Source organism: Bradyrhizobium sp. 18BD (assembly GCF_054185225.1).
In genome coordinates this window covers 312769-326648 of the sequence record NZ_JAVAYL010000002.1, presented here as the reverse complement: position 1 = coordinate 326648, position 13880 = coordinate 312769, and the positions used below count along the sequence as shown (strand labels likewise).

Sequence of the window (13880 nt, the reverse complement as noted above, 5' to 3'; positions counted from 1 at the left end):
AAGATCATGGCCCTATGAGCAGCTCTCGTTGCCGGTCTCGGGAGCACGCGCGAAACGGATCGCATCTGTGCAGCTGTGGCGCCTTTATCACATGAAATCTTGGTAAGCTTGCGTGTACTTCGCGACGACGTGAGAATCCGAGAAATCACTGCGAGACAGGCATATTTTGTCTTTTCACGATCGCGACACCGGCGCGCGGCGGCGGCCATCTCGCACCTGCGGGACTGTCCCGCTGTTCCGCGCCCGGCTAGTATGAATCTCAAGGTTCCGCAGAAAGCATCACCTGTGAGCGAGTTGCCAAAAGCCCTCCGACTGTCCCGCCGCGAATCGGTTAATCCGGCTGCGCAGCGGCGGCTCGATCTGCCCGGCGGGGGGTGGATGTGACACAGCGTGTTCCGGCGATCGCCGTGCGGCGGTCCTTGGGGTCTGCGTCCAGGACGCGCCGCGCGGCGCGCTGGCTCGCGGTGCTGTGCCTGGCCACCAGCTCTGCCGCTTGCGTGCTGACACAGGATCTTCCCGATCCCGCGCTCGATGTTCCCACGCAGTACAAATATGCCGGGAAGGGGGATGCGCCGCCGACGCTGGACTGGTGGCGCGGCTTCCGCTCCACCGAGCTGACGCAGCTGATGGAGGAGGCGCAGACCGTCAACCTCGACATCGCCGCCGCCGTCGCACGCATCGTCCAGGCCGACGCCCAGGCGCGGCAGGCGGGAGCGGCGCTGCTGCCGAGCCTGTCGGGCGGCGGGTCGGAAACCTATTCGCGCACCTCCGGCTCGTCGTCATCAGGTCTCACCATTGGCGGACGTGAGGTCGTCAACTATTCGGCCTCGCTCAGCGCCAGCTACCAGCTCGACTTCTGGGGCCAGAACCGCGACGCGCTGCAGACCGCGGAAGAGACCGCGAACGCCAACCGTTTTGATCGCGACACCGTCGCGCTGACGACGCTGGCGAGCGTTGCCAACGCCTATTTCCAGGTGCTCGCCTCGCAGGACCGCCTGCGGACCGCGCAGAACAACATCGCGAGCGCACAGCGCATCCTCGATGCCATCAAGGATCGCCGCAAGGCCGGCACCGGCACGGATCTCGACGTCGCGCAGCAGGAGAGCGTGCTGGGCAACCAGAAGGCCCTGGTGCCGCCGCTGCGTCAGACGCTCGACCAGAACAGAAATGCGCTCGCCGTGCTGGTGTCACGGCCGCCCGAGAGTGTACGCATTGCCGGCGGTTCGCTGAACAGCGTCGCGATCCCGCGCGTCACGCCCGGCCTGCCGTCGGAGATTTTGACGCAGCGGCCGGATATTCGTCGGCAGGAGGCGCAGCTCGCCTCGGCCACCGCCAACATCGGCAATGCCCGCGCGCAGTTCTTTCCGACCATACAATTGACCGGCAATGGCGGCTATCAGAGCTCGGCGCTGGTGTCGCTGTTCCAACCGCACGCCGCGTTCTTCCAGCTCGTCGGCAGCGCGACGCAGCCGATCTTCGACGGCGGCAAGATCCTCGGTAATTTCGAGTTCGCCAAGGCGCGGCAGGACGAGCTGCTCCAGACCTACCGCAAGACCATCGTCCAGGCCTTCACCGACGTCGACAATGCGCTGTACTCGATCAAGCAAACCACGATCAAGCTGCAATTGCAGCGCGATGTGGTCGCCTCGTCCCGGCGCGCCTTCGATCTCGCCGAGCAGCAATTGCGCGCCGGCACCGCCGACATCGTGACCGTGCTGAACGTCCAGCAGACACTATTTCAGGCGGAAGACGCGCTTTGGCAGGCCCAACTCGCGCGGCTTCTCGCCATCGTCAGCCTGTATCAGGCGCTCGGCGGCGGCTGGGAGCCGCGCATGGAGAAACCGGTCAATGCTCTTTAAGCCGGATACGAAGGAAGGCGCGAAAGAGGGGGCGGCGAAAAAGTCGCGCGGCCGCGGCTTCGTCATGACCCTGATCACGCTCGCGATCCTCGGCGGCCTCGGCTATGTCGGCTGGATCGTCATGCACCAGCAGCAGCAGGCCAACAACCGCAACCAGCGGCCCGATTTGCCGGTACCGGTGCTGGCGGCGACGCCGCGCATCCAGGACGTCCCGGTCTATCTCGACGGCGTCGGTGCGATCCGCGCGCTCAACACCGTGACCGTGCGCTCGCAGGTCGACGGCAAGCTGATCGCGGTGAAGTTCACCGAAGGCCAGGACGTCAAGAAGGGCGACGTGCTCGGCGAGATCGATCCCGCGCTCTATCAGGCGACGTATGACCAGGCCGTGGCCAAGAAGGCGCAGGACCAGGCCCAGCTTGCCAACCAGCGCATCGACCTCACACGCTACGAGCAGTTGGCTGCCTCCAATGCCGGCTCCAAGCAACAGGCCGACACCCAGCGCGCGCTGGTCGCGCAGACCGAGGCGCTGGTGAAGGCCGACCAGGCCGCGATCGACAACGCGGCGGCAACGCTCAGCTACACCAAGATCGTGGCGCCGCTGTCGGGTCGCGCCGGCCTCCGCCAGGTCGACCAGGGCAACATCATCCATGCCGCCGACACCACGGGCCTCGTGGTGATCACGCAATTGCAGCCGATCGCGGTGTGGTTCAGCCTGCCGCAGCAGCAGATCATGCGGGTCAACGCCGCGGCGTCGAAGGGCACGCTTGCCGTGGACGTGTTCGGCAATGACGGCATCACCGTGATCGACACCGGCAAGCTGACCGGCATCGACAACCAGGTCGACCAGACCACCGGGACGCTCAAGCTCAAGGCCGAATTCCCCAACGCCAACTACCAGCTCTGGCCGGGTCAATTCGTCAATGTCCGCCTCAAGGTCGAGACCTTGTCGCAGGCGCTGGTGGTACCGACATCGGCTGTGCAGCGCGGCCCGATCGGCACCTTCAGCTATGTCATCGGCGAGGACAATGTCGTCTCGGCCAAGCCCGTGACGGTGACGCAGCAGAACGAGCATGACGCCGTGATCGCCAGCGGCCTGTCGGCGACCGACAAGGTCGTGACGACAGGCTTTGCCAATCTGTCCGACGGCTCCAAGGTGATCGTCGGCCGCGACGACCAGACGCCGTCAGCCGATCTCGCCCCGCGCAAGCGCTCGCGCGGGCCGGACGCCCAGAAGAAGGACGGTCAGGCCAAGGAAGGTCAGAAGGAAGGTCAGAAGGAAGGCCAGAAGGAGTGGCAGGGCAAGGACGGCGAGTATCGCGCCAAGCGCAGCAGCAGTGAAGGCGACCAGAAGGGGCAGACTGGTCCGGCACCGGGGCCGGGCGCATCGGGATCTGGAGCCAAGCAGCCATGATCCCGACAACAGCCGCCTGAGCGGCAGGCAGATCCCATGGGTGTCTCCGAACCCTTCATCCGCCGCCCGATCGCGACCTCGCTGCTCGGCATTGCGCTGCTGATTGGCGGGCTGCTGGGCTATTTCGCATTGCCGGTCTCGGCGCTGCCGCAGGTCGATTTCCCGACCGTGCAGGTGACGACGCAATTGCCGGGCGCGAGCCCCGACGTGATCGCCTCGCTGATCACCGCGCCGCTGGAACGGCAGCTCGGCCAGATCCCGTCGTTGTCGGCGATGAATTCGACGAGCTCGTTCGGCGTCAGCCAGATCTCGCTGCAGTTCGACCTCAACCGCGACATCGACGGCGCGACGCAGGACGTGCAGGCCGCGATCAATGCGGCCGCCGGCGTGCTGCCGAAGACGCTGCCTTATCCACCGACCTACGCCAAGGTGAACCCGGCGGACGCGCCGGTCATGACGCTGGCGCTGCGCTCCGACACGATCTCGCTGCGGGCGATGAGCGACATCGCGGACACACTGCTGGCGCAGCGGCTGAGCCAGATCTCCGGCGTCGGCCGGGTCTCGGTGCTGGGCGGGCTGAAGCCGGCCGTGCGCATCCAGGCGGACCTCGCGCGTCTCGCCGCCTATGGCATCGCCATGGAGGATCTGCGCACCGCGATCGCCAATGCCAACGTATCGGGGCCGAAGGGCTCGCTCGACGGCGCACAGCAATCCTACATCATCGCCGCCAACGACCAGATCGCCGCCGCCGACGCCTACAAGCCTGTCATCATTGCCTATCGTAACGGCTCGCCGGTCACGATCGCCGACGTCGCGCAGATCGTCGACGGCCTCGAGAACGACCGCACCGGCGGCTGGTATCAGGGCTCGCCGGCCGTCATCATCGACATCCAGCGCCAGCCCGGCGCCAATGTCATCGACGTCGTCAGCCAGATCCGCGCCGAAATCCCCAAGGTCCAGCGCGCCATTCCGGCTGGCGTCAACCTCACCATCGTGTCCGACCGGACCGTCACGATCCGCGCCTCGGTGCGCGACGTGCAGTTCACGCTGATCCTCAGCGTCGTGCTGGTGACATTGGTGGTGTTGCTGTTCCTGCGCTCGCTGCGGGCCACGCTGATCGCCGGCGTGGCGCTGCCGCTGTCGCTGATCACCAGCTTCGGCATCATGTATTTCGCCGGCTTCAGCCTCGACAATCTGTCGCTGATGGCGCTCACGATCGGCACCGGCTTCGTGGTGGACGACGCCATCGTCATGATCGAGAACATCGTCCGCCACATGGAGAACGGCGACGGGCCGATGGAGGCCTCGCTGAAAGGCGCCAGCGAAATCGGCTTCACCGTGATCTCGCTGACGGTGTCGCTGATCGCGGTGTTCATCCCGCTGCTGTTCATGTCGGGCCTGGTCGGGCGCATGTTCCGCGAATTCGCGCTGACGCTGACCATTGCGGTCGTGACCTCGGCCGTGGTCTCGCTGACGCTGACGCCGATGATGTGCTCGCGGCTGCTCAAGCACGCCCATGAGGAACTGGCGGTGCCGGGCCTCGCCGCGATCAGCCGTTTCATCGACCGCACGGTCGAGTTCTATCACCGCACGCTGCTCGTGGTTCTGCAGCACCAGCGCACCACGCTGGTCGTGACCTTCGCCACCCTGATTGCGACCCTGGTTCTCTATGCCGTCGCGCCAAAGGGCTTCCTGCCGCTGCAGGATACCGCCTCGATCACGGCGGTGACCGAGGCGGGACCCGATGTGTCATTCGCGGAGATGCAGAAGCGGCAGGCTGAGGCCGCTGACGCCATCAAGGCCGATCCCGACGTCGTCGGCGTGGTCTCGGTGATCGGTGCGGGCTCCGTCAACCCGACCACCAATGTCGGGCGCCTCGTCATGACCTTGAAGCCGCGCGGCGAGCGGCGCGACGATGTCAGCGTGGTCGTGACCCGGCTGAAGGAGCGGGTGGCGGGCATTCCCGGCATGACCGTCTATTTCCAGCCGGTGCAGGACGTGCAGATCTCGACCCAGTCGAGCCGCTCGCAATACCAGTACACGCTGACCGGCACGGATGCGGCGCTGGTGTCGGAATGGGCGCGCAAGCTGGTTGCGGAGATGCGGCGCGATCCGCTGTTCCGCGACGTCTCCTCCGAGGCGCAGGAGGGCGGCCTGCGGGCGCAGCTCGACGTCGACCGCACCCGCGCGGGCCAGCTCGGCGTCAGCCTCCAGGCCATCACCGACACGCTCAACGACGCCTTCGCTCAGCGGCAGATCTCGACCATCTACGGCCAGGCCAACCAGTACCGGGTGGTACTGGAGGCGCTGCCGATGTACCAGCGCGATCCCTCGATCCTGTCAAAGCTGTATCTCCCGGGCGCGGCGAGCAGCATCGTAGGCGCGCCGAACGCCCAGGTGCCGCTGTCGGCCGTGGCGACCTTGAAGCGCACCACCGCGCCGCTGGCGATCTCGCACCAGGCGCAATTCCCGTCGATCTCGCTCAGCTTCAACCTCGCGCCGGGCGCCGCGCTCGGCGATGCCGTCGCGGCCGTGAAGGCGATCGAGACCCGGATCGAGATGCCCAACAGCATCGTTGGGGTCTATGCGGGCGACGCCGCTGAATTCGCCAAGGCGCTGGCCGGACAGCCCTGGTTGCTGCTCGCCGCCGTGATCACGATCTACATCGTGCTTGGCGTGCTCTATGAGAGCTACATCCATCCGATCACGATCCTGTCGACGCTGCCCTCGGCCGGCGTCGGCGCGATCCTGGCGCTGGTGCTGTTCGGGCAGGACCTCTCGGTGATCGGCCTGATCGGCATCATCCTGCTGATGGGCATCGTCAAGAAGAACGCGATCATGATGATCGACTTCGCGCTGGAGGCCGAGCGCGGGCAGGGCATGTCGCCCAACGAAGCCATCGTGCAGGCCTGCCTGCTGCGCTTCCGGCCGATCATGATGACGACGCTGGCGGCGCTGTTCGGCGCGCTGCCGCTGGCGATCGAGAGCGGCACCGGCGCCGAGCTGCGCTTCCCGCTCGGCATCTCCATCATCGGCGGCCTGCTGCTGAGCCAGTTGCTCACGCTCTACACCACGCCCGTGATCTACCTCGCGCTCGACCGCATCAACCGCCGCCTCGAGCAGGCGCTGCCGCCGGCCGAATCCGGCGGCCCGCCGGTCGCGGGCGCGACCGAGGGGATGCAGTGATGGCATCGATCTCGGAGCCCTTCATCCGCCGTCCGGTCGCGACCACGCTGCTGTCGATCGGATTGTTCCTGCTGGGTGTCGTCGCCTACGAGTTCCTGCCCGTCGCCTCGGTTCCGAACGTCGATTTCCCCGCCATCTTCGTTTCGGCCAGCCGGCCGGGTGCCGATCCGTCGGTGATGGCGGCGACGGTGGCCTCGCCGCTGGAGCGGCGGCTGGGCGAGATCTCCGGCATCAACCAGATCACGTCCACGAGCTCGCTCGGCACGACCAACATCCAGCTCCAGTTCGACATCGGCCGCAACATCGACAAGGCCGCGCGCGACGTCCAGGCGGCGATCAACGCCGCGCTGGTGGACCTGCCGAGTGACCTGCCGACGCTGCCGCGCTTCCGCAAGGCCAACTCCGCGGGCGCGCCGGTTTTCGTTCTGGCGCTGACCTCGAAGACCCTGTCCGCCAGCGCCATCTATGACGTCGCCGATACCGTCCTGGCGCAGCGCATCTCCCAGGTGCCTGGTGTCGGCGACGTGACGGTGAGCGGCGCCGACCAGCCGGCGGTGCGGATCCAGCTCAATCCCGTCGCGCTGTCGAATGCGGGCATCGCCACTGACGACGTTCGCACCGCCATCATCAATGCCAACCCGCTTGGCCCCGTCGGCATCTTCAACGGCGAGCGCCAGAGCGAGACGCTGGCGCTCAACAAGCAGATGCGCACGGCGAAAGAGTTCCGCGACATCATCATCAAGAGCTCGAACGGCAATTTCGTGCGGCTGTCCGACGTCGCCGACATCGAAGATTCCGTCCGCAACGCCCGCTCGATCGCCTGGTTCAACAAGCAGCCGGCGGTGCTGATCCAGATCACCAAGCAGGGCGATGCCAACGTCATCGACACCGTGGACAGGGTCAAGGCATTGATCCCGGACCTGAAGCAATGGATTCCCGCGGGCGTCGACATCTCCACACTGGTCGATCGCACCAGCACGATCCGCGCCAGCGTGCTGGACATGCAATGGACCCTGCTGGCGACGGCCGTCCTGGTGATGGTCGTCGTGTTCGTGTTCCTGCGGCGGGTGACGCCGACGATCGCGGCCGGCATCTCGGTGCCGCTGGCGCTGGCCGGCACCTGCGCCGGCATGTGGGTGGCGGGCTTCTCGATCGACAATCTGTCGCTGATGGCGCTCGCGATCTCCGTCGGCTTCGTGGTCGACGACGCCATCGTCATGATCGAGAACATGTACCGCAATCTCGAGCACGGCATGCGGCCGATGCAGGCCGCACTGGAGGGCGCCAGGCAGATCGGATTCACGGTGGTCTCGATCAGCCTGTCGCTGATCGCCGCCTTCACGCCGCTGATCTTCATGGACGGCATCGTCGGACGGCTGCTCCGCGAATTCTCGCTGACGCTGACCTTCGCGATCCTGGTCTCGACGCTGGTGTCGCTGACCGTCACGCCGATGATCTGCGCCCACTACATCCGGCAGACCACGTCAGGCACCGCGACGCTGTTCGACCGCCTGATCGAGGGCTCGCTGTCGCGGATCGTCGCCTTCTACGCCCGCACCTTGCGCAGCGTGCTCGAATTTCCGCTGCTGACGCTGCTGGTGTTCTTCGCCACGATTGCGCTGACGGTGACACTCTACATCAAGGTCCCCAAGGGCTATTTCCCGACCGACGATTCCGGCTTCGTGATCGGCGCGACGCGCGCCTCGGCCGACATCTCGTTCCAGTCGATGCTTGCCCTGCAGCAGCGGCTCGCCGACATCGTGATGCAGGATCCGGCCGTGGCCGGCATCGGCTCGACCGTCGGCAGCGGAGGCGGGGGCCCCGGGGCGGCGACCTCGAACCGCGGCACCATGTTCATCAGCCTGAAGCCGCCGGAGGAGCGCGACCACGTCTCGACGCAGGTGGTGATCGACCGGCTCAGGCGCGCCCTGTTCCCGGTTCCCGGCATCCGCCTCTTCATGTTCGCGGCCCAGGACGTGCGCGCCGGCGGACGGCAGAGCGACTCCGACTATCAGTACACGCTGAGCAGCACCGATCTGAGCTTGTTGCAGAAATGGGCGCCGATCGTGGCCAAGCGCATGGAGAGCGTCGAGGGCATCACCGACATCTCCAGCGATCGCGATCCCGGCGGGCTTCAACTGACCCTGTCGATCGACCGGCAAAAGGCCTCGGCGCTCGGCGTCCGCGTCCAGGACATCGACAATGCGCTGAACAACGCCTTCTCGCAGCGCCAGATCTCGATCATCTACACTCAGCGCAACCAGTACATGACCGTGCTGGAGATCGATCCGAAATTCCAGGTCGATCCCTCCAACCTCGACCGGATCTACGTCGCCGGCGCGGGCGACGCGCAGGTACCGCTCTCGGCCGTGGTGCATGCGACGCGCGGGCTCGCCGCGCTCGCGGTCTATCATTCGCAGTCGTTCCCCTCGACCACGGTGTCGTTCAACCTGCTGCCTGATGTGCCGCTCCAGGCCGCGACGCAAAATATCCAGCGCGCCGTCGAGGAGCTGCATATGCCGGAAGGCATTCGCGGCAGCTTCGACGGCAATGCCGGCGATTTCGCCAGGACCAGCGGCCGCCAGCCGCTGCTGATCCTCGGCGCGCTGGTGGCGATGTATATCGTGCTCGGCGTGCTCTATGAGAGCCTCGCTCATCCGCTCACGATCATCTCGACATTGCCCTCGGCCGGCCTCGGCGCGCTGCTGGCCTTGCAAATCACCAATACGCCGCTGACCGTGATCGCCTTCGTCGGCATCATCCTCCTGATCGGAATCGTCAAGAAGAACGGCATCATGATGGTGGACTTCGCGCTCGACGCCGAACGCCAGCGCGGGCTGTCCTCGGCGGAAGCGATCTTCGAGGCCTGCCAGGCCCGCTTCCGTCCCATCCTGATGACGACGATGGCCGCCTTGTTCGCGGGCATTCCGCTGGTGATCGCGACCGGTCCCGGCACGGAGCTGCGCCGTCCGCTCGGCATCACCATCATCGGCGGCCTGTTCGTCTCGCAGATCCTGACGCTCTACACCACGCCCGTGATCTACCTCCTGATCGACCGCCTGCGGCGGCGCTCCGAGCCACGCCCGCTGCCCGCGCCGGCGGAATAGGTTGTTGCGGCGCCGCGCAGAGCGTATAGCGGCGACCATGTCACATCCGTCCGAGACCGCGGCCGTAGCTCCCGAGCCGATTCCCGAATGCCCGCACTGCCAGAAGCCGATGCCGCTCTGCATCTGCGACAGCGTCACGCCGATTGAAAATCGGCTTTCGCTCCTGATCCTCCAGCATCCGCAGGAGCAGGACAGGGCGCTCGGCACCGCGCGGCTGCTGGCCAAGCATTTTGAAGACGCCACCGTGCGGGTCGGCCTGTCCTGGCCGAGCCTGTCCAAAGCGCTGGGCCGGCCGGTCGAGAACGCCTCGCATTGGGCCGTGCTCTATCTCGGCTCGGCGCGCGCGGACGATCTCGACGCGGAAGGCGAGATCGTGGCGCTCAACCGCAAGGGCGAAGTCGCGGACAACCAGCGTACGCGCCTGGGCAAGCTCGAGGGCGTGGTGCTGCTCGACGGCACCTGGAGCCAGGCCAAGGCGCTGTGGTGGCGCAATCCCTGGATGCTCAAATGCCAGCGCGTGATCCTCAATCCGGCGCACCCGTCGCGCTACGGGCGGCTGCGCAAGGAGCCGCGCAAGGACGGACTGTCGACGATCGAGGCCGCCGCCTCGATCCTGGCCGGCCTCGAGCGGCGGCCCGATATCGCCGAGACGCTGAACGCGAGCTTTGAACGGATGCTGACACGCTACCGCGAGGTCCAGGACGAGATGCCGGAACTGGCGCCAAAGCCGGTCGCCAAGGACCGCCGCCGCGGCTTCCGGCGCGGCAAGCGCGCCTGATCGCGGCCATCCTCATCCATCCGGTTGATTGGCCCGCGGGAGGCAGGCGGTCGAGACGATTCGCCGATAAGCCGGCGATCCTGCGCGGTATCGGAGTCGTATTCAGGCCGCAGCGAAGGAACTCCTGGCACAGGCAGTGCGGCTCGATCGTTGGGGCACGCTGGCGCTGATTGGCGAATCGGACAGCGAAGGTTCCGTGAGGAAGACGGCCCCGGCTCGCAGGGGTTGAGGGTATGGGCCGGGGCCGCTCCGCCGACCCGACGGCGGGCCAGCGAGACTCCCAAGCCGAAACTCCAGCCATGGTTCCTCGAAGTTCGTCATGGCCCCTTCGTCATGGCCCCAGTGTCCTAACTTGAGTTTTGAAGCGTCCGTATCTATTGAGAGGTAACAAGATAAGTGGCGAGTTTTGCGCGTGGACAGGCTCAAGCGATCACTTGACGAATTAGAGCAGCCAGTCTGTCCGAATTGTCGCGTCGAAATGCGATGGACGCGCTCGACCCTTGTTGGTCCAAATACCATCGCGCATCTGTTCCATTGCCCAAATTGCTACCGAACCAGCGAGACCGCGTCGACCATTGAGCCGGCAGTGGTGCCACCAGAGAAGCTGTCCGCGCCCTTCCATAAAAGGGCAGCGTAGGCGGCCCTCTCAGTTGGCAGCGTACGCGGAAGCGTCGCCTGTATGACCCACGAGCGATCCCGAGCCGTCTATCGGCCGTACCGCGAAGACCATGCGCGTTTCGCCTTGCTCTATGCTCGTTGCCTAGCCGCCTATTGGGAATGCCTTGAGGTGTTGAAACTGCCGCGCCCCGACACCTTCCTCGGCCGCAAGACGCAGGAACCGTTCCTCACCGAGGATCCCTGAGGCCTAGTTCGCGTGCGACGGATATCGCGCGATCCTACGCGCAAGCTGCCGAAGCTCGACTGCGTAGCGCCCTCCCGTTCACTTCCTGGCGAGCCGGCGAGTAGGTAGCGCGCATTCCTCGATTGCATTGACCTATGTGAATCCGATCGGGAGAAATATGCAATCGAACTGTGCGAAATCGAACGGAGCAATAGCTTCGATCTCAGTAGGCTCGCCATTGCTTGGTGCAACCGATACCAAGCACCTCCAGCGGCCCCGGCCTTACACCCCTCAAAGCCCCCACAGGCCGGGGCCGACTTCCTTCAAAAGGGATCAGACCTGTCGTCGTGACCGCCGCGGCCGCCAAGGAAAATCGGCACCATTAGTCCGCATCCGACGAGCACAGAGAAAAACAGGCCGACGCATAGCGTGATCCAGCCGTAATTGCCGATCTGAACTCCCCTCGCATTCCATATCGAAACCGCGCCGACGCCAATCAAAACCAGGAGCACTGCCAAAACGGCGAGCGCGAGGATTTCGCCCTTTCCGAGATGTTCCATAGTTGATGCCTCCAGCTGACATTAAGCTGCGCTCAACGTCGCTCCATTGGCTTCACGATTTCCAAGACGAGAAGCTCAGCGGAAGCGGGAATGCCGACTCTTCCCGGTAGAGCCGAACCGCATTCACGATTATCGAAAAATGCTCAAATAGTCGGATAGTGCCAAAATGGCCGCTAAAATTAGCGGCAATGGGCATGGCGCGCGAATCATTGGTTCACTAGCCAACGCGTGTTCTGCCGAGTTTTCCCTGTGCTAGGTTGCATCGACATTAACATATGTGAATCGTCTCGCCGTTATGTCTGCTCCAACATCGCGGCGAACGGCCGGCCGTCATGCATATGGACGATGACTATGCTCCTCTCAGTGTCCAGCGTCCGGCGAAGTCACCTTGCTCAGCGCGAGACCGTTCGGCGTTGCCTTCGGATCAGTTGCGCCCCGACCTGCCGACGACGACCTCCATACGTACGCCACCGCCGCGATCACTGAGGAGCTCCGCATGGACAAGTTGCAGGCCGAACCGTGCAGCCGAACTCGAGGCTCGGAACGTCAGCCACTCATTTCGGTCGCCATACCCACCTTCCGCCGTCCAGACATGCTGCGCCGTGCGGTCGAAAGTGTGCTGCAGCAAGGCGTCTCCGATTGGGAGCTGGTTATAAGCGATGACGAAGGGCCGATGGGGGAGACTTGGCGTATCCTGTGCGAGTACGCCCGCGAGGAGCCGCGCATCCAAATTATCGAAAACCGAAGAGGCCGTGGTCAGGTCGACAACACAAATAACGCGATGCTTGCGTGCTCCGGCCACTGGATCAAATTGTTGCATGACGACGACTGGCTCGCGCCAGGGGCGCTCCGGAGGTTCGCTGAACTAGCGACGACTTATCCAGGCGCGGCATTCATAACCTCAACATGCCATCTAGTTCAGGACAAAGGCATAAGGTACCGCCGAGGAAGCGAGACCTACCTGTATTCGAGCCAGGAGTGCCTCGCGGATCTTTATTTGGCGGGCAAGACACGGCTGCTCGGGATTGTCCCTTCGACATTGCTGGTCAACAGCAAAGTCGTCAGAGCCGGCTGCCGGATGCGAAACCACCGGTCGATAAGTTGGGGGGTGGACCAACTGTTCTTCGTCGATCTGGCCTGCCATGGCGATATGGTGGCGATCGACGATGGTCTTGTCTTCTACGATATGACCGACCATGCCAGCATCACGGCCTCCGGATCGTTCCCTCAAATTGATCAGGAGACGTTCGATCTCAAGCGTCTGACGTGGACCCTTTTGAAAGATAAAAGAGGCCTTCCGGATCCCGAAACGATGGTGCGCGCGCTGCGGGTTGCTCGACTGCGCGGCCGGATCGGCCGTCAGCCGATCAGTGTATCCATCCGCGATGCAATTCAAATCCTGCGCCCGTCGGTTTTACGGGCTGCCAACAAGGCCATGCAAGCGTGGGCGCGCGCGCCGGGGACGATCCTATGCGTGTTTTCTTTTGGAAACGCCCTGATCTGATGGTGCCATTAATCGATTTCAGGCGGCGCCCTCCAGGGGGAGGGAAAGCTGGACGTCGAAGGCACGCGAGCCGTTGGCAGCGATGAACGCTTGCAGCGCCGGCGAGACCTCTGTGTCCGTGTCGATCGCCCGCTGCGCGACGGCGTCAGCGATATCTGCAGTCGCGTCGCGGCTCCATCTTTCGGTCGGGTGAAAGGCCACGATCCGGACCGGGTAGGTATATTCGCCAGACAGGATGTGCCGGATCACGGTCTCGAGGTCGGTATCGGCTTCATCGGTTTCCCGCCACGCGCAGCCCGCGTTCGCGCCAAAATCTTCGAGCACCAAATAGATATCGCGATCGAGCCGCACGATCGAACGATCCAGGACAACTCAAAAATTAAGGGACCGCTGTCCTTCCGGAAACAGCGGCCCTCATTGCCTCCAGCCCGTATTGCCACTTTTTCCCGCTCCAGAAACCCTTGCAATAACATGGGTGAATCGGCGGTGAACTATCGATTGTGACTGGAACCAAAGCTGCAATCCAATGATGAATCGTATGGCAAAGTAGGCACCGGCGGCGACAACAGCCGTCGCACTGATCGCCAAGACCACTCTCCAAGCCTCGTCCAACGCGTGCCTCGGAAAAAAAACG

At 64.6% G+C, this 13880-nt stretch carries 9 protein-coding genes; 7 read left to right on the top strand and 2 right to left on the bottom strand.

Features of this window, described 5'->3' with window-relative positions; genetic code table 11:
* Positions 1-374 precede the first annotated feature (374 nt).
* The 6 genes from RAD16_RS04695 to RAD16_RS04670 all read left to right on the top strand — a co-directional run bounded on the left by RAD16_RS04695 (position 375) and on the right by RAD16_RS04670 (position 11203).
* Positions 375-1859, top strand: a complete 1485-nt coding sequence (locus RAD16_RS04695) for an efflux transporter outer membrane subunit (protein WP_458156703.1) — start codon at positions 375-377, stop codon at positions 1857-1859.
* On the top strand, positions 1849-3270 hold the full coding sequence (locus RAD16_RS04690) for an efflux RND transporter periplasmic adaptor subunit (protein ID WP_458156702.1): 1422 nt from the start codon (positions 1849-1851) through the stop codon (positions 3268-3270). Before RAD16_RS04695 ends, RAD16_RS04690 begins: the two co-directional genes overlap by 11 nt.
* A 36-nt stretch (positions 3271-3306) precedes the next feature.
* A complete protein-coding gene (locus tag RAD16_RS04685; protein ID WP_458156701.1) occupies positions 3307-6456 on the top strand; it encodes an efflux RND transporter permease subunit in 3150 nt (1049 codons plus the stop codon).
* Complete coding sequence (locus tag RAD16_RS04680) at positions 6456-9563, top strand: efflux RND transporter permease subunit (RefSeq protein ID WP_458156700.1); 3108 nt, start codon at positions 6456-6458, stop codon at positions 9561-9563. Before RAD16_RS04685 ends, RAD16_RS04680 begins: the two co-directional genes overlap by 1 nt.
* A 37-nt stretch (positions 9564-9600) precedes the next feature.
* Positions 9601-10341 carry a tRNA-uridine aminocarboxypropyltransferase gene (locus RAD16_RS04675; protein ID WP_458156699.1) on the top strand — a complete coding sequence of 247 codons (741 nt, stop codon included), beginning with the start codon at positions 9601-9603 and terminating at the stop codon, positions 10339-10341.
* Between the two features lie 679 nt (positions 10342-11020).
* Positions 11021-11203 (top strand): hypothetical protein, encoded by a 183-nt coding sequence (locus tag RAD16_RS04670; protein WP_458156698.1) that lies wholly within the window; start codon positions 11021-11023, stop codon positions 11201-11203.
* 302 nt (positions 11204-11505) lie between these two features.
* On the opposite strand, the gene RAD16_RS04665 is transcribed toward RAD16_RS04670, so the two are convergent.
* Entirely contained in the window at positions 11506-11742 is a 237-nt protein-coding gene (locus RAD16_RS04665) for a hypothetical protein (RefSeq protein WP_458156697.1), read from the bottom strand.
* A gap of 496 nt (positions 11743-12238) precedes the next feature.
* Between RAD16_RS04665 and RAD16_RS04660 the strand changes: the two genes are divergently transcribed.
* Entirely contained in the window at positions 12239-13246 is a 1008-nt protein-coding gene (locus tag RAD16_RS04660; protein ID WP_458156696.1) for a glycosyltransferase family 2 protein, read from the top strand.
* Between the two features lie 18 nt (positions 13247-13264).
* On the opposite strand, the gene RAD16_RS04655 is transcribed toward RAD16_RS04660, so the two are convergent.
* The gene (locus RAD16_RS04655) at positions 13265-13597 is read right to left on the bottom strand and encodes a hypothetical protein (RefSeq protein WP_458156695.1); all 333 of its coding nucleotides are present in this window, start codon (positions 13595-13597) and stop codon (positions 13265-13267) included.
* Positions 13598-13880 lie beyond the last annotated feature (283 nt).

Excerpts from the sequence above, each read along its gene's own strand:
- RAD16_RS04690 (WP_458156702.1), top strand. The coding sequence starts at position 1,849 with ATGCTCTTTAAGCCGGATACGAAGGAAGGCGCGAAAGAGGGGGCGGCG.
- RAD16_RS04685 (WP_458156701.1), top strand. The coding sequence starts at position 3,307 with ATGGGTGTCTCCGAACCCTTCATCCGCCGCCCGATCGCGACCTCGCTG.
- RAD16_RS04680 (WP_458156700.1), top strand. The coding sequence starts at position 6,456 with ATGGCATCGATCTCGGAGCCCTTCATCCGCCGTCCGGTCGCGACCACG.
- RAD16_RS04675 (WP_458156699.1), top strand. The coding sequence starts at position 9,601 with ATGTCACATCCGTCCGAGACCGCGGCCGTAGCTCCCGAGCCGATTCCC.
- RAD16_RS04670 (WP_458156698.1), top strand. The coding sequence starts at position 11,021 with ATGACCCACGAGCGATCCCGAGCCGTCTATCGGCCGTACCGCGAAGAC.
- RAD16_RS04665 (WP_458156697.1), bottom strand. The coding sequence starts at position 11,742 with ATGGAACATCTCGGAAAGGGCGAAATCCTCGCGCTCGCCGTTTTGGCA.
- RAD16_RS04660 (WP_458156696.1), top strand. The coding sequence starts at position 12,239 with ATGGACAAGTTGCAGGCCGAACCGTGCAGCCGAACTCGAGGCTCGGAA.